Annotated in this window: 16 protein-coding genes; 8 read left to right on the top strand and 8 right to left on the bottom strand. The window is 49.6% G+C overall.

Going from position 1 to position 15,200, the window contains the following annotated elements; genetic code table 11:
• Genes ACO0LN_RS13645 through ACO0LN_RS13655 form a run of 3 tightly spaced genes read left to right on the top strand, consistent with a single transcriptional unit; the run spans position 1 to position 2,223 of the window.
• Positions 1 to 420 carry a globin family protein gene (locus ACO0LN_RS13645; protein ID WP_422974594.1) on the top strand — a complete coding sequence of 140 codons (420 nt, stop codon included), beginning with the start codon at positions 1 to 3 and terminating at the stop codon, positions 418 to 420.
• A 40-nt stretch (positions 421 to 460) separates the two neighbouring features.
• Positions 461 to 1,621, top strand: a complete 1,161-nt coding sequence (locus tag ACO0LN_RS13650; protein ID WP_422974595.1) for a sensor histidine kinase — start codon at positions 461 to 463, stop codon at positions 1,619 to 1,621.
• Complete coding sequence (locus ACO0LN_RS13655; protein WP_422974597.1) at positions 1,618 to 2,223, top strand: response regulator transcription factor; 606 nt, start codon at positions 1,618 to 1,620, stop codon at positions 2,221 to 2,223. Before ACO0LN_RS13650 ends, ACO0LN_RS13655 begins: the two co-directional genes overlap by 4 nt.
• Before the next feature lie 25 nt (positions 2,224 to 2,248).
• Here ACO0LN_RS13655 and ACO0LN_RS13660 read toward each other — a convergent pair whose 3' ends face one another.
• Positions 2,249 to 2,872, bottom strand: a complete 624-nt coding sequence (locus ACO0LN_RS13660) for a hypothetical protein (RefSeq protein WP_422974599.1) — start codon at positions 2,870 to 2,872, stop codon at positions 2,249 to 2,251.
• Between the two features lie 250 nt (positions 2,873 to 3,122).
• Here ACO0LN_RS13660 and ACO0LN_RS13665 point away from each other — a divergent pair, with 250 nt between their 5' ends.
• Together ACO0LN_RS13665 and map are read left to right on the top strand one after the other, a co-directional pair.
• The gene (locus ACO0LN_RS13665) at positions 3,123 to 3,338 is read left to right on the top strand and encodes a ParD-like family protein (RefSeq protein ID WP_422949141.1); all 216 of its coding nucleotides are present in this window, start codon (positions 3,123 to 3,125) and stop codon (positions 3,336 to 3,338) included.
• Positions 3,335 to 4,102, top strand: coding sequence for a type I methionyl aminopeptidase (gene map, locus ACO0LN_RS13670; RefSeq protein ID WP_422974601.1), 768 nt, complete (start codon positions 3,335 to 3,337; stop codon positions 4,100 to 4,102). Before ACO0LN_RS13665 ends, map begins: the two co-directional genes overlap by 4 nt.
• Positions 4,103 to 4,187: 85 nt before the next feature.
• Here the strand turns inward: map and ACO0LN_RS13675 are convergent, their stop codons facing one another.
• A complete protein-coding gene (locus tag ACO0LN_RS13675) occupies positions 4,188 to 6,401 on the bottom strand; it encodes an OsmC domain/YcaO domain-containing protein (RefSeq protein WP_422974603.1) in 2,214 nt (737 codons plus the stop codon).
• A gap of 361 nt (positions 6,402 to 6,762) precedes the next feature.
• On the opposite strand from ACO0LN_RS13675, the gene ACO0LN_RS13680 reads away from it, so the two are divergent.
• Entirely contained in the window at positions 6,763 to 8,364 is a 1,602-nt protein-coding gene (locus tag ACO0LN_RS13680; RefSeq protein WP_422974605.1) for an anti-phage dCTP deaminase, read from the top strand.
• Positions 8,364 to 8,906, top strand: a complete 543-nt coding sequence (locus tag ACO0LN_RS13685) for a hypothetical protein (RefSeq protein WP_422974607.1) — start codon at positions 8,364 to 8,366, stop codon at positions 8,904 to 8,906. Before ACO0LN_RS13680 ends, ACO0LN_RS13685 begins: the two co-directional genes overlap by 1 nt.
• 8 nt (positions 8,907 to 8,914) lie before the next feature.
• Here the strand turns inward: ACO0LN_RS13685 and ACO0LN_RS13690 are convergent, their stop codons facing one another.
• The 4 genes from ACO0LN_RS13690 to glmS all read right to left on the bottom strand — a co-directional run bounded on the left by ACO0LN_RS13690 (position 8,915) and on the right by glmS (position 12,786).
• Positions 8,915 to 9,793, bottom strand: a complete 879-nt coding sequence (locus tag ACO0LN_RS13690) for a hypothetical protein (RefSeq protein ID WP_422974609.1) — start codon at positions 9,791 to 9,793, stop codon at positions 8,915 to 8,917.
• Entirely contained in the window at positions 9,750 to 10,304 is a 555-nt protein-coding gene (locus tag ACO0LN_RS13695) for a hypothetical protein (protein WP_422974611.1), read from the bottom strand. Before ACO0LN_RS13695 ends, ACO0LN_RS13690 begins: the two co-directional genes overlap by 44 nt.
• Positions 10,305 to 10,566: 262 nt before the next feature.
• Complete coding sequence (locus ACO0LN_RS13700) at positions 10,567 to 10,908, bottom strand: YciI family protein (protein ID WP_422974613.1); 342 nt, start codon at positions 10,906 to 10,908, stop codon at positions 10,567 to 10,569.
• 60 nt (positions 10,909 to 10,968) lie between these two features.
• Positions 10,969 to 12,786, bottom strand: a complete 1,818-nt coding sequence (glmS, locus tag ACO0LN_RS13705) for a glutamine--fructose-6-phosphate transaminase (isomerizing) (protein ID WP_422974615.1) — start codon at positions 12,784 to 12,786, stop codon at positions 10,969 to 10,971.
• Positions 12,787 to 12,941: 155 nt separating this feature from the next.
• On the opposite strand from glmS, the gene ACO0LN_RS13710 reads away from it, so the two are divergent.
• Positions 12,942 to 13,412, top strand: coding sequence for an Lrp/AsnC family transcriptional regulator (locus tag ACO0LN_RS13710; RefSeq protein WP_422974617.1), 471 nt, complete (start codon positions 12,942 to 12,944; stop codon positions 13,410 to 13,412).
• 18 nt (positions 13,413 to 13,430) lie between these two features.
• Here the strand turns inward: ACO0LN_RS13710 and ACO0LN_RS13715 are convergent, their stop codons facing one another.
• Positions 13,431 to 14,222, bottom strand: coding sequence for a substrate-binding periplasmic protein (locus ACO0LN_RS13715; protein ID WP_422974619.1), 792 nt, complete (start codon positions 14,220 to 14,222; stop codon positions 13,431 to 13,433).
• A 90-nt stretch (positions 14,223 to 14,312) separates the two neighbouring features.
• The gene (locus tag ACO0LN_RS13720) at positions 14,313 to 15,137 is read right to left on the bottom strand and encodes a substrate-binding periplasmic protein (protein WP_422974621.1); all 825 of its coding nucleotides are present in this window, start codon (positions 15,135 to 15,137) and stop codon (positions 14,313 to 14,315) included.
• Between the last annotated feature and the right edge of the window lie 63 nt (positions 15,138 to 15,200).

The following is a 15,200-nucleotide window of genomic DNA, read 5'->3' on the forward strand; positions in this document are numbered from 1 at the left end:
ATGAATCAACACACCGTCACACTTGTACAAGACTCGTGGAAACAAGTTGCCACCATCGCGCCACAGGCAGCCGCCCTGTTTTATCAAAACCTGTTTGCAGCAGACCCATCACTGAAACCCATGTTCCGTGGTGACATGACAGAGCAGGGTAGAAAACTTATGCAGATGATAGGTGCAGCGGTTGGCAAGCTCAATGACCTGGATAATCTGGTGCCAGTACTGCAAGGCCTGGCTGTGCGCCACGACGGTTACGGCGTCAAGGAATCACATTATCAGACAGTCGGTGCTGCACTGCTGAAAACACTGGGACAAGGCCTGGGCGACCGTTTCACCAGCGAAACCAGGGATGCATGGGCCACCGTATATGGTGTGATGTCCAATGTCATGATCACAGCCTCACGCACGACGGTAGCGGCCTGAGCCATGTATTTTTTGCGTGTGCTTTAAAAGGAATGCCAAAGTGAACTTAGCGTTTAAAAAGTCCGGCGACTTTAGCACTGCATCTGCAGTGCCTTTGCCTGAAACAAAGAATGCGATGCGCGATGCAAATGTCAGAATTGAAAAAGCTAAAACATCCTCCTTTTTCTGGCTGATCCTGCCTGCCTTCTTTTTATTGAAATACACTGGCACTATCCCGCAAACGGGCGAACTGCTGATGGTCATCGCGACACTGGCTGGCTTCATCATATTGTTTGAATACAGCTTGCAGGTGAATGGCAATCGCCTGCTGGCCTGCATTATCGCTGCGACCATGACAGGTATTTTGTGGGCACCTTACAATGCAGCTGCTGCCGCGTTTGTCATGGTCGGTGTTGGTATGTGCCAGCGCCTGGAGAATACCCGCGCTGCCTGCACTGGCCTGTCGATAGTGTTTGCAATTTTGCTGATGGCAAATGCCGCCCTGGAGTTACCTTCTGATTTTCTGTTGCCAGCGCTGCTGTTTTGCATCCCGGTTGGCCTGGTCAGTATCTTGCTCGACAAGCATAGCCGCACAGATGATCAATTACTCTTGAAGCATGAGGAGATCGCCAATAAGGCCCGTATCGCAGAGCGTGAAAGAATTTCCCGCGATATTCATGATGTGCTTGGCCATACCTTGTCAGTCATTGTCTTAAAAGCTGACCTGGCGCGCAAGCTGATCAATACTGATTCAGGTGCCTGTTCCCACGAACTGATCGATATAGAACACAGTGCGCGTAACATCTTGAGAGAAGTGCGTACAACAGTGCGCAACTGTCGCACTAGCAGTTTGAACGCTGAATTAAATGCAGCAAAAAAAGCCTTGCAGGCAGCCGGTGTCAACATGACTGCCCTGATTGAACAATGTAGCATCCCGCCATCATTGGAAAATGTCATCGCCCTTGCTTTGCGCGAAGCCGTCACCAATATTATCCGTCATGCCGGGGCGAGCAAATGCAAGATCACGCTGTCGTCGGATGCAAAAAATATCAGGTTCACTATCGCAGATGACGGCACCGTCCAGGCCAACAGGGCAATCAGAAAAGGCTGTGGCCTGAGCGGCATGACAGAGCGCATACACGCCTTGAAGGGCAGCATCAATATCCATCAGGCAAATGGTCTGTGCATAGTAATTTCACTGCCTGTCAAAGGTGCGGCATGATACGCATAGTGATTGCAGAAGACCATGCGCTGGTATCCGGCGCGCTGGCCGCCCTGCTGCGATTTGAGCCTGACATGCAAGTCATTTCGCTGGCAAGCAATGGCCAGCAAGCGCTGGAAGTCTGTCAGCAAGAGTGCCCGGATATTTTGCTGACGGATATAGAAATGCCCGTCATGACAGGGCTGGAACTGGCCGCCAGCATTGCAGAACAAAGCCTGCCCTGCAAAGTCATCATGCTGACCACCTTCGCCCGCGCTGGTTACCTGCGCCGTGCCACCGCCAGCGGCGTGCGCGGTTATATGCTCAAAGATTCACCGTCAGACAGCCTGGCAGCAGCGATACGTACCGTGCAGTCAGGTGGCCGCGTGATTGCGCCTGAACTCGCCATGGAAGGCTGGAACGGCCCGCACGACCCCTTGTCTGAACGTGAACGCCAGGTATTGCGCCTGGCAGGCTCAGGCGCAGGCAATGCCGACATTGCCAGGCAAATCCATCTGTCTGAAGGCACGGTACGCAATTACCTGTCAGACGCCATCGGCAAACTGCACGTCAGGAACCGCGGTGAGGCTTACAGGATAGCCAGTGATGCCGGCTGGCTTTAATAATCTGCCATAACGAACTGCCAGGCTATTTAAACGGTGCAGTACTATCACCCGCAAGCAGCATTTGCGGAACCTGTGTGAAAGCAGTAAACACACCCATGCCACTTGGCCTGTCGAGCACAAACACCATGTCGTAACGCGATCCAGGCCACGGCTGCGTCGGTAAATTCGAGAAGTTGGCCGTGCCTGTCTTTTTGAGCAATTCGTTCAGCACCGAATCCTGCCCCGGCCCCTGCCAGATGTCCTCATGCTGCCAGGAGATGAGCACCGTACCCGATTGCGCCAGCACACTGGCGACCATGCCATCGCTGTGTTTATAGTGATCTTTGTCGAAAGTAGTATTCGGCGTCAGGTTCAACTTCGCAGCCAGTGCAGAGATAGTCTGATACGGTCTCTGGCTGGGCTCCTTGCCACCAGCAGTCGCGGGATTGGACGCGTAAATGAAATTGGGCACAGCCAGTTCTGCATTCTGGAACTGACCATAGCTGGGGTTGAACAAACTGGCGATACCACCGGCCCTTTCCCAGCCCAGCGTAATCAAGGACTCGTTATCGCTGGCCCCCAGCAAATTGACGCCACCATAAACACTTGCGCCATAAGTGCCAGGCTTTTCTGCATGGCGGATGATCATGATCTTGGTCGGTCCCATATTCTTTCCCTTTCTTGTATGGATGCAGGAGGTAGCAGAATTCTCGTCAACTCATTGCCAGTCAAACTTGTCAGTAAAACACCAGAACTGCTATGCCAGAATATATAGGCAAGCGCCTTTGTTGACCAGAGTGCAATGACAAAATCGCACGGCGGCACATCCCTGGCAAGATTTGCACTCAAAAAGCTGCTTGCATCCTTGCATGTGAAGCATATACAATCCATATACGTTTCATATATAAAGGTGCCACATGGGTATAGTCAACATCGACGACGATCTGCACGACCAGATACGCAAGGCAAGCGCGGTAGCTTGCCGCTCCATCAATGCGCAAGCCGCTTTCTGGATCAAGATAGGCATGTTGTGCGAAATGAATCCTACCCTGAGTTTTAACGAAATCGTCGTGCGCGAGCTACGCGCTGCCGGGGTGGATGAGGCACAGTCTTTCCGGGCGGCAGTGGCATGACCAAGCGCCCCGAAGAAATCGCTCTGATGGCAGAATCCGGCAAATTGCTGGCCAGCGTATTTGCCCACCTCGACACCCTGAACCTGGTTGGCATATCGACCATGCAGGTAAATGACCTCGTCGATAGCTATATCGTCAATGAACTCAAGGCGCGCCCGGCCAGCAAGGGGCAATACGGCTATGCCTATGCGCTGAATTCTTCGCGCAACAATGCGGTTTGCCACGGTGTGCCGTCCCCGGCAGAAATTTTGCAGGACGGCGACATCGTCAACTTCGACATCACCCTCGAAAAAAATGGCTATATCGCCGACTCCAGCAAAACCTATCTCGTCGGCGCAGTATCACCGTCCGCAAAACGGCTCGTGCAAGTGACCTATGAAGCCTTATGGAAAGGCATCAAGGCCGTGCGACCAGGTGCCAGGCTGGGTGACATAGGCCATGCCATTGAAAGCCATGCCAGGAAAAATGGCTACTCGGTCGTCAGGGAATATTGCGGACACGGCATAGGCCGCGAAATGCACGAGCCGCCCGAAGTGCTGCACTGGGGACGGCCACGCACAGGCCTGATATTAAAGGAAGGCATGGTGTTCACCATAGAACCCATGATCAACCAGGGCCGCCACGACGTCGAGACTGAAGATGATGGCTGGACTGTCGTCACCATAGACGGGAAATTATCCGCCCAGTTCGAGCATACTGTAGCCGTCACAAAAACCGGTGTACAGGTCTTGACGCTGCGCGCCGGGGAAAAAGCTTTAGCCTGAAGCTCGACGTTGGAAATGTGAGTGGATATGCACCAGCCTGGTCTGCAATGAACACATCATTGCAGACCAGTCATACATGAGCAGCTTAGTTCGATGCAGCAGCCTTGCTGCGTGCCACATGCAGCTTCTTGTAACTGTCTATCAGGCGTGCATGCCTGTCCAGCCCTTCCAGTTTCATGCTGGTTGGAGTCAAACCATAGAAGCGCACACTGCCATCGACTGATCCCAATACTGCATCCATACGCTCGTTGCCAAACATGCGGCGGAAGTTGACAACATAATCATCGAGTTCCAGATCGTCATCCAGCGTGACTTCCAGCACTACGTTCAGGGCCTGATAAAACAGACCGCGATCAACCGTGTTGTCGTTGTATTGCAAGAAGGTTTCGACCAGCTCTTTTGTTTCTTCAAAGTCCTGCAACGCGAGATTGATCAGCAGCTTCAATTCCACAACCGTGAGCTGGCCCCAGATCGTGTTCTCGTCAAACTCTATGCCTATCAGGGTAGCGATGTCGCTGTACTCGTCCAGCTCATTATTCTCCAGACGTTCCAGCAAGTCTTCCAGTTGCTCATCGTCCAGCGTATGCAGATTCAGGATATCTTCGCGGAAAAGCAGGGCCTTGTTGGTGTTATCCCAGATCAGGTCTTCTACCGGATACACTTCAGAATAACCGGGCACCAGGATACGGCAGGCCGTTGCTCCCAGGTGATCATATACGGCCATGTAGGCTTCTTTGCCCATCTCCTTGAGTATGCCGAACAAGGTCGCGGCTTCATCAGCGTTAGAGCTGGCTTTGTCACCCTTGCCCTGACCTGAGAAATCCCATTCAACAAATTCGTAATCGGCTTTCGCACTAAAGAAGCGCCACGACACCACGCCGCTGGAATCTATGAAGTGTTCCACAAAATTATTTGGCTCAGTCACTGCATTGCTGACAAAGGTAGGCTGGGGCAAATCATTGAGGCCTTCAAAACTGCGGCCTTGCAGCAATTCTGTCAGGCTGCGTTCCAGCGCCACTTCCAGACTGGGGTGCGCACCGAATGAGGCAAACACGCCACCCGTGCGCGGGTTCATCAGGGTCACACACATGACAGGGTATAGCCCACCCAGCGACGCATCTTTCACCAGCACAGGGAAGCCCTGTTCTTCCAGCCCCTGTATGCCAGCCACAATGCCAGGATATTTTGCCAGCACTTCTTGCGGCACATCAGGCAAGGCGATTTCACCTTCCAGAATTTTACGCTTGACGGCGCGCTCAAAAATTTCAGACAGGCACTGCACCTGCGCTTCAGCCAGGGTATTACCGGCACTCATGCCATTGCTGGCGTACAGGTTTTCGATAAGGTTGGATGGGAAGTAAACGACCTCACCATCTGACTGACGCACATAAGGCAATGAACAAATGCCACGCTCTGCATTGCCAGAATTGGTATCGACCAGATGCGAGCCACGCAGCTCGCCCTCAGGGTCATAAATCTCCCGACTATACTCATCCAGTATCTCTTTAGGCAGCGCATCTCTCTTGCCAGGCTTGAACCAGCGTTCTTCCGGGTAATGCACAAAGGCCGCATTGGCGATATCTTCGCCCCAGAACGAACCCGCATAAAAATGGTTGCAACTCAAGCGCTCGATATATTCACCCAGGGCCGACGCCAGCGCGCTCTCTTTGGTCGCGCCCTTGCCATTGGTAAAACACATGGGCGAGTGCGCATCGCGGATATGCAGCGACCACACATTAGGAATAATATTGCGCCATGAAGCAATCTCTATCTTGATACCCAAACCCGCCAGCAAGCCAGACATATTCGCAATGGTCTGCTCCAGCGGCAGGTCCTTGCCCAGGATATAGGTCGCTGCATCCGCAGTAGGGTTCAAGGTCAGCAAAGCCTGTGCATCAGCATCGAGATTCTCGACCTCTTCAATCACAAACTCCGGCCCCGCCTGCACCACTTTTTTGACCGTGCAACGGTCGATGGAACGCAAGATACCTTCACGGTCCTTGGCAGAAATATCCGCAGGCAATTCCACCTGTATCTTGAAAATCTGCGCGTAACGGTTTTCAGGATCGACAATATTATTCTGCGACAACCGTATATTTTCAGTAGGGATATTGCGCGTATTGCAATACAACTTCACAAAATAAGCCGCACACAGGGCCGACGAAGCCAAAAAATAATCAAAAGGACCAGGCGCAGAACCATCCCCCTTATAACGGATAGGCTGATCAGCCACCACCGTAAAATCATCGAACTTGGCTTCTAGACGAAGCTTATCGAGAAAGTTAACCTTAATTTCCATGGGGGAGTTCCAAAATAATGTTCAAAAACGTGTAGGCGGTATTATCCGTTGTTTTAGCCGTACAGGATTTGTAAAAAAATGAAATCAAGGGAAATACTGAAATCAATATAGCGCTCGCAATCAACAGCACACCTATAATTAATTTGGTTTCGGAGTTAAAACTGCTTCCAATCAACTCTATACAACTTTAAGTTATCTTTTTAATTTAAAAAAATACCATCAAAAAGATTAATTAACATTTTTTTTCAAGTCATGTTCTTTTTAGTGATAAATTGATATTGTTATCGATATTTAATTAAGTATCGTTGTATTGGATATGGGCAACTAAGAATTAATTACTATCTTTGAATTAGGATAATTTATGTCTACAAGTCCAGAGCAAGTGATCACATTTGTACAAAAAACAGCTGCGGATAAGACACTTCGTGAGTTGAGCGCAAACGAGCTCGTATTTGCCGTAGTTGGCCCTGTAGGCTCTGGGACTAGTTTCGTAGCAAATGCCCTCTCCAGTTTACTTAGCAATCAAGTGTACGGCGTAGAAGCCCATGTAATTAAAGCAAGTAATGCAATCACATCTTGGATCGCTTCAACTGGTAACGCTCCAATACAAACTACCGATGCACTAACCAAAGTTAAATCTCTACAAGATGCTGGTGATCTAATGAGAAAAACTGATCATGCCGCTGTTGCAGTCGCACTAATTGAAGCAATTAGAACTAAGCGAAGCGAGCTTAATGCTACAGTCGGTGATGTTGTAACTGAGATAAAACAAACGCAAGGACCTAAAAAACGAGCATATATTCTTGACTCATTGAAACATCCAGCCGAAGTAGAGTTATTACGTACGATATATCAAGATGCTTTTTGTTTGGTTGGCGTAGTCTGCGAAGGGCAGATTCGCCAACAAAGACTTTCCGAAGAGAAGTGCCAAACTTCTGGAAAAACTGCAATCCAAGAAGTCATGAAAAGAGATGAGGATGCTGAAATAAAACATGGGCAGAAAGTCGCAGATACTTTTCATCTTGCAGATTTTTTTGTAGATAATTCCCCTAAACGATTTACAGATGCTGACAAAAAAACTCCAAATCCGGAGTGGATTGTACCCGATCAATTAGCAAGGTTAGTTGATCTAATAACACACCAGAAAGTAATCCGACCAACTCCGAGTGAAACTGGAATGTTCCATGCTTACGGGGCGAAAATGCGGAGTGCATGCTTATCTAGACAGGTTGGAGCTGCATTACTTGATAAAAATGGGAACATCATATCTACAGGAACCAACGAAGTACCGCGCGGTGGTGGTGGGGTTTATGGAGGGAGTTTCCGAGATTACGATCCGTCTGAACATTTATCCGATCACAGATGCGTAGCGGTCAATAAATATTGCAGCAGTAATCGAAGCCAAGATGAGATAATTAATGAGATAATCTCGCAGATTCCTGCATTAAATGCTGTTACAGATAAAGTCGAATTATCAAAACAACTAAAGAAGACACCGATTGGTAAATTATTGGAATTTAGTAGAGCAGTTCATGCAGAAATGGATGCCCTACTGTCTGCTGCCAGATTAGGTGCTACAACGGTTGCGACTAGATTATTCGTTACAACATTTCCTTGTCACTATTGTGCAAGACACATAGTGTCGGCTGGCGTAGATGAAGTTCAATACATTGAGCCGTATCCCAAAAGCCGCGCATTAAAGCTTCATGGAGATGCGATCACAGAGTCCCCAGGAAATTGGATGGCACCAAGCTCAGCAATCGCAACTGAGCACAAAGTATTATTCAGACCATTCACTGGCGTAGCGCCTCGAATTTATCGCCAAGTATTCCTCAAGGATAGGAAATTGAAAAACGAAAATGGTGACTTCCAAATTGGAGAAGCAGATTCAGCCACTGGCCTTTTAAAGGTAGGTTATCAAGAAATTGAAAATGCTCTTCTACTAGATAAAAAGGAAGGATAATGCATACTTTATCCACACGTGACCACTTGCGTCTTGTTAGCGACTCTTCTAGAAAAAATCAAACTGTCAAACCTGTTAATGGACAAAGCGAACAACTCACATTTTCTTTTAGTGAAACCTCTGAGATGACTTTTGTTAGAGAAATTGATATTTTACGTACGAATGAATTTTCTTTCATCATAGAAAACATCAAACCTCGTTGGCTTTTTGACGTTCGTATTACGCCCAGACTCGACTTTGTTGCATCTAGCCGGGCAAAAGCTTTTAAATTGTTTGAACAATGCCAAATCGACTATGTCGATATTATGGGAGCTATTGGCGTAGAGACTTACAACAAAGAGGAATCATTTCCAGAATATTGGGGCACTCTTGTTACATCAATATTGAAAGAAGCTGAAATTGCACGCGGTCCGTATGTTTTTATTTTTGACAATGAAACTATTTTAAGAAGATCACAGTACGTACTTCCTCCTTTGATGATGAATATGGCAAATCTTTCAGAATTGAGAACATCTATTTATAGAAGCTCAGAACTTAAATAAAGCTTAAATCAGCTTTTAGCCGTAGACTCTTTTCGTATTTGGACTAACTTCTTCGCAGATTCAGTTCTTTTTTTATGCTGTGTTTTGACCGCTTCTTCATAGGTGAAAGCTTGATGTGGAATTTTCAATTCCTCCTTTATTAATCGCAACACAATAAATGTCTTCTCTTCCACCTGTTGAGAAGCAGTGGCACCCATTTCAAAAAGACTTAATGCAAAGTGATATGCCTCAACTTCTGCTTTATAGAGCATGTCAGTAAGGTCATCTAATCGTTTCATAATAAAATCGCACTCCCACTGATGGGCTGACTGAACACTCTCTGCCAAAATTGTTCCGGACCTAAAGAGCGATAGGCGATGCTCATTAAGATTGTCGAGAGCTTTTGAAGTTTCAGTATGCGACTCTTTCAAGTTAGCGACCTTCAAACTAATCTTATCCATTCCTCGACGAATTGCCACCAATTCAGAACCATATGTCTCTAATTCTGTTACCAGGGATCTTGCCTCCAGTAACAGATTTGGTTCAGCAACTACGTACATTTTCCCTATCACTCCGGCTTGCTCGCGATACTTGGAAAGCACTGAATGCACTTCGGAATCTGGATCAGCCACCGCTTGCAATAACATCATTGAATTCGAAATGTATTCGGCGAATCCTAAAAATATTTCCTTTTTAATCGTATACGCTTGCTCTTCCTTCTTGTGCTTACGAGCAAAATAACTATTTAGGACGATACCTATAATCGTCACGGATGAAGCAATAAGGGCACAAATTACCGGCACATATATCATCCACGCAGAAGTTACGGCTGGTACAGAAGCAGCAGAATTAGTCATATCAAAATCATTTAATTGAGGTGTATTTCTTTCGTTCAGTACGAAGTTCACGCGCTTTTTTCAGTTTCTCAATTATCTCTATTGGCACAGCGACCTGCTTTGAGTCGTCGAAAATCCATTCAAAGTAAGCCATTATTATATCCACCAACTCGTACATCAAAAAATGAAACGATTTCGTATCAATGGCAAATTGAGGTCCGAAAAACCATGAATAAACAGAGCTAATTTCACGATCACCCAAGATAACCTTCGCAGGTTCATTCAACTCGAAATGCTTGCTGCCATTGGCAATGTTCCTAATGACATCTTTGATCTCCCTAAATTCCGAAGCTGCCTTTTGAATTTTTTGAAGCGAATGCTTAGGTTTATCTTTGCTCACGCCTTGCAACCAATCCTTGTAGAGATGCCATGCTGTCACGAAGAAATTGAACGCCTCAAACTCTTCCAGGCGGTGTTCCTCAGCATTCTCTTCCCGCTGTCGCAACAGCAATTGGGCGTCGTATTTTAGCTTCTCGTACAAGTCGTAGGGAGTGCTAAGGCCGAATTTTGCAATGTTAGACATGAGATTGTGCTCCAGTAGCGATTGCTCTTAGCCGAACTCGGCTGATGACGATAAGGATAGCACCTTGCATATCTGCTAGATACGCGAAATTACTTAGATTCTGGCGTCTAAGAACCTGTTTCGGTCTTAATGTGCGCACGTGATTAGGTCTCATGCGCGGCTCAAAATACTCATGTACTAGAGTAGATCCCGTTTCTTGCGCTGCGCTTTATATTGCACTGCCCCCGTTGACGCACGCTCCATACAGATTGTAATCAGATTATCACGACTCAGGATCAAACCCAAACACCCTGAGCTCCTGATCACAGCGGCAGGCTTTGGCGATACGTGCGGCCCAGGCGATGGCGTCTTCTCTTGTAGGAAGCTCAAGTACCGTGAAGCCGCCACTGAGTAGGGGTGCCCAAGGGTAGCCGCCCTCAGCGACTGCGCCATTGGCTGATACCAGGACGGGCGGCGCTGTTTCATCAATGCCGCCAGCGAAAACGTAGACGCCTGCTTCCTTGGTCTCCTGTATCACGGCATGGGCGTCTCGCCCTACTGTCTCCATCTCACTGTCGGGTACTTTCATTGCAGCACTGGGGAAGGAAATGAGGTACTTTGCCATGATCTGCTTCTCCAAAAATGGGGGCCTGATGATCATGGCAATGTAACTCAATGTCCGGCCTTATTCAACAGTCACGCTTTTTGCCAGGTTGCGTGGTTTGTCAACGTCCGTTCCCCGCGCAAGTGCGGTGTGGTAGGCCAGCAATTGCAGTGGCACCACGTGCAATATGGGTGACAGTTTGCCGTAGTGTTCTGGCAGGCGGATGACATGTACGCCTTCGCTGGAGGTGATGCGGGAGTCGGCGTCGGCGAAGACGTAGAGTTCGCCGCCGCGGGCGCGGACTTCCTGCATGTTGGATTTGAGTTTTTCTATCAGGGTGTCGTTGGGGGCGACGGTGACGACGGGCATTTCTTTGGTGACCAGGGCCAGGGGGCCGTGCTTGAGTTCACCTGCTGGATAGGCTTCGGCGTGGATGTAGGAAATCTCTTTGAGTTTTAATGCGCCTTCGAGGGCAATGGGGTAATGCAGACCGCGACCGAGGAAGAGTGCGTTTTCTTTACGGGCGAATTCTTCTGCCCAGGAGATGATTTGTGGTTCGAGTGCCAGCACGGCGCTGATGGCGACGGGCAGGTGGCGCAGGGCGCGTATGTGTTCTGCTTCGTCAGTTTCGCTGAGACGGCCTTTGCTTTGTGCGAGTGACAGTGCCAGCAAAAAGAGTGCTGCCAGTTGTGTGGTGAAAGCCTTGGTGGAGGCGACGCCCACTTCTACACCAGCATGGGTGATGTATGACAAGGCGCATTCACGCACCATGGCGCTGGTGGCGACATTACAGACGGTGAGGGTGTGCAACATGCCGAGGCTGCGTGCATGTTTTAGTGCGGCCAGGGTGTCTGCGGTCTCGCCGCTTTGCGATATGGTGACGACGAGTGAATTGGGGTTGGGCACGCTTTCGCGATAGCGGTATTCGCTGGCGATTTCTACATTGACGGGGATTTTGGCGATTGCTTCTATCCAGTATTTGGCAGTCAGGCCAGCGTAATAGCTGGTGCCGCAGGCGAGTATCAATACCGAGTCTATTTGCTTGAAGACTTTGTAGGCACCGTCACCAAACAGTTCGGGCATGATGCTGATGACGCCTTCCAGCGTGTCGGCAATTGCACGTGGCTGCTCGAAGATTTCTTTTTGCATGTAGTGGCGGTAAGGGCCGAGCTCTGCTGCGCCGCTGTGGGCGTGCACGGTTTTTACTTCGCGCTGGACGGACTTGCCTTCGCTGTCGACTATCCATACTTTTTGTAGTTGCAGATCGACGACATCGCCTTCTTCGAGATAGATGATCTGGTCTGTGGTGCCTGCGAGTGCCATGGCGTCGGATGCGAGGAAGTTTTCGCCCTGACCTACGCCGACGATCAGTGGGGAACCCTGGCGTGCACCGACGACGCGGTGTGGTTCGTCGCGGCAGAATACGGCAATCGCAAATGCACCTGTCAAACGCTTGATGGCGATTTGCACGGTCTCGAACAGGTCACCGCGGTAGAGATGGTCTATCAGGTGGGCGATGACTTCGGTGTCAGTCTGGCTTTCAAAGACATAGCCAGCCTGTGTCAGTTCTGCGCGCAGTTCTTCATGGTTTTCTATGATGCCATTGTGTACGAGGGCGATGCGCTCGCGCGAGAAATGCGGGTGGGCATTGGATGATGATGGTGCGCCGTGCGTGGCCCAGCGGGTGTGGGCGATGCCGGTGAAACCAGCGAGGCCGGACTGGTCTATCTGTGCCTGCAGGTCTGCCACGCGCGATGTGCTGCGTGAGCGTTGCAGGTGGCCATCTACATGCAGGGCGACGCCGCAAGAGTCATAGCCACGGTATTCAAGCCGCTTCAGGCCTTCCAGCAAGACGGGGGTGATATTGCGTTGAGCGACTGCGCCGACGATACCGCACATGGTGACCTCTGATAAAGAATGAATATGTGTTCATGCTAAAGCAGATGGCTTGATATTTTCTTTCAAAATTAATCTATTATTGAAATTTATAGAACATCAATTTTTCATTTGAACTATTATTTCACTATATAAGAAAATTTGGAATTATCAATCACATGTTGACTATCAATGAGCTGGATGAACTGGATAAACGCATTTTGCAACAATTGCAAAAAGATGCCTCGCTGACCAATCATGAGCTGGCCTTGCGGGTACATGCGTCTGCACCTACCTGCCTGCGCCGCGTCAAGCGGCTGACGGATGAGGGCATCATCAGCCGCCAGGTGGCGTTGCTGGATGCCAGCAAGCTGGGGGCGGGCCTGACGGCCATCGTCGAAATTACGCTCGGTCATCAAGCGACCGAGAAGCTGGTGGAATTTGAGCAACTGGTGGCGCAGGAAGGGGCAGTACAGCAATGTTACCGCGTGTCGCAGGGGCCGGATTTTGTGCTGGTGATACAGGTGGCAGACATGGCGGCTTATCATGCGCTGGCGCACAGGCTGTTTGCGACCCATGCGAATGTGCGTAATGTGCGTAGTTTTTTTTCTATCTTGCGCAGCAAGTTTGAGACAGCTATCGCGCTATAGGTTTTTGGGCAAACCTTCTCAGCGTGGACGTATGCTTTCTTTCAAGACATTCGCCGGGTAATACCGCTGAAAGCCTTTCCAGACCATACCGGACTTGGCGACCTGTTCCAGTATGTCCTTGAGTGCCGCTGTATCTTCTGCACCCAGAGATTTTTTGGAAATATAGGCTCCGCTATCCCCCCATGGCAATTCGGGGATAGGTTCGAAACGTAGTTTTTCAAGCATCTCCTGTACGCGTCCGTCGTCCATGATGGCACCTGCAAGTATGGAGGGAGCCATGATGGTGATGTCGGCAATCCCGGCTTTGAGCAAACGTGCGACTGACAGTGGGTCGGCATCAAGATACAGGCGTTTTTGTCTGCTTAGCTCCTTGATCAGGTCCTGGTAAGCAGGTCCATAATCAAAACCACGCACCAGGGCAACTTTCAAGTCTTTTTTGTCGAGCAGGTCTTGTGCCGAGGTGATGACAGGGCGATTGCTGTCTAAGGATATCAGGGTGGCGCGGTTATAGATCATGGGGATGAAGATGCCATGCTCATCGCGCTTGGGGGTGCGGCTGGCGGGGATGAGCAGGTCTGCCCTGCCGGTTTCAAACATCAGTTCCATTCTGGCCCTGGGTACGGCGCTAAGTGCAAATTTGCAGGCCTCTTTTTCCAAGAGACTGCGCAACAGGTCGGGGTATATGCCATCAATTTGCTTACCGCTTATGATAACGCTACGCCCTGTCGAGGCGACAGGTACGGTGATTACACGGGTACAGGCGGCAAAGCCCTGGTCAGCGGACACCGCCAGGGCGGCAAACAAGCTCATGCGTAATATTGTTCTGTATATCTGAAAAACCATTAATCTCTGTCCGCTGAATATTCTTGATTCCAATAATCCTGATCCTGGGCTAAAACGCTAACGCGGGCGATTGCCTTCTTTCAGCACTTCGGGTTTGTAGTAACGTGAAAAGCCTTTCCAGACCATACCTGAACGGGCGGCCTTTTCCATCATTTCTTGCAGGGCATTGCGGTCATCCTGGCTCAGGCTTTTCTTTGACAGGTAGATACCGCTGTCGCTCCAGGGCAGTTCAGGCAGGGGGTCAAACCTGAGTTTGTCGGCGATGTCTTCTACCCTGGTATCGCCCTGCACTGCCCCGGCAAAAATATACGGTGCCATGATGGAGAAATCAGCCACGCCTGATTTCAATACCCTGGCTGCAGATACGGTATCAGCCTCAACGATGAGCCTGCCCTGTTTTTGCAGCTCGGCAATGATAGCCTGATAAGCTTCGCCATAATCAAAGCCACGTACGACCACGACCTTGAGGTTTTTTTGTTCCAGCAATTCTTGCTGGCTACGTATGGCAGGTCGTGCGGATTGCAGGGATATCAGAGTGGCCCGTGTGTAAATCAGGGGAACAAAATGACCAAGCTCGTCGCGCCTGGCTGTGCGGATGGCTGGGAACAGGATATCGGCCTGGCCGTTCTCAAACAATACTTCAAGGCGGGCACGCGGCACTGCCGAAAACAGGAACTGGCAAGTTTCTTTGCCAGACAGGCTGCGGAAGATCTCGGGATAGATGCCGCTGATATTGTCACCGTTGACGACGACGCTGAAACCAAGTGCGGTGACGGGGGCATTGATCACACGTGAACAGGCAGCCCGGGCATGCAAAGGCGAAAGCCCCAGGAAGGACAGCAGAACTACGCGCAAGACTTGCCACTTCGTCAGCATACTCATCAAGACCCACCTTGATCACGATTCTGTACACGATAGAGCATAACAATGCTTTGCGGCAAGCAA

The sequence above is a fragment of the Undibacterium sp. TC9W genome (assembly GCF_049339865.1).
Taxonomy (GTDB): domain Bacteria; phylum Pseudomonadota; class Gammaproteobacteria; order Burkholderiales; family Burkholderiaceae_D; genus Undibacterium.

Bases quoted from the DNA above. Each gene is read 5' to 3' on its own strand.
- ACO0LN_RS13680 (WP_422974605.1), top strand. From the start codon at position 6,763: ATGTCTACAAGTCCAGAGCAAGTGATCACATTTGTACAAAAAACAGCT.
- glmS (WP_422974615.1), bottom strand. From the start codon at position 12,786: ATGTGCGGTATCGTCGGCGCAGTCGCTCAACGCAATATCACCCCCGTC.
- ACO0LN_RS13655 (WP_422974597.1), top strand. From the start codon at position 1,618: ATGATACGCATAGTGATTGCAGAAGACCATGCGCTGGTATCCGGCGCG.
- ACO0LN_RS13645 (WP_422974594.1), top strand. From the start codon at position 1: ATGAATCAACACACCGTCACACTTGTACAAGACTCGTGGAAACAAGTT.
- ACO0LN_RS13710 (WP_422974617.1), top strand. From the start codon at position 12,942: ATGTTGACTATCAATGAGCTGGATGAACTGGATAAACGCATTTTGCAA.
- ACO0LN_RS13715 (WP_422974619.1), bottom strand. From the start codon at position 14,222: ATGAGCTTGTTTGCCGCCCTGGCGGTGTCCGCTGACCAGGGCTTTGCC.
- ACO0LN_RS13700 (WP_422974613.1), bottom strand. From the start codon at position 10,908: ATGGCAAAGTACCTCATTTCCTTCCCCAGTGCTGCAATGAAAGTACCC.
- ACO0LN_RS13695 (WP_422974611.1), bottom strand. From the start codon at position 10,304: ATGTCTAACATTGCAAAATTCGGCCTTAGCACTCCCTACGACTTGTAC.
- ACO0LN_RS13665 (WP_422949141.1), top strand. From the start codon at position 3,123: ATGGGTATAGTCAACATCGACGACGATCTGCACGACCAGATACGCAAG.
- ACO0LN_RS13660 (WP_422974599.1), bottom strand. From the start codon at position 2,872: ATGGGACCGACCAAGATCATGATCATCCGCCATGCAGAAAAGCCTGGC.
- ACO0LN_RS13675 (WP_422974603.1), bottom strand. From the start codon at position 6,401: ATGGAAATTAAGGTTAACTTTCTCGATAAGCTTCGTCTAGAAGCCAAG.
- map (WP_422974601.1), top strand. From the start codon at position 3,335: ATGACCAAGCGCCCCGAAGAAATCGCTCTGATGGCAGAATCCGGCAAA.
- ACO0LN_RS13720 (WP_422974621.1), bottom strand. From the start codon at position 15,137: ATGAGTATGCTGACGAAGTGGCAAGTCTTGCGCGTAGTTCTGCTGTCC.
- ACO0LN_RS13685 (WP_422974607.1), top strand. From the start codon at position 8,364: ATGCATACTTTATCCACACGTGACCACTTGCGTCTTGTTAGCGACTCT.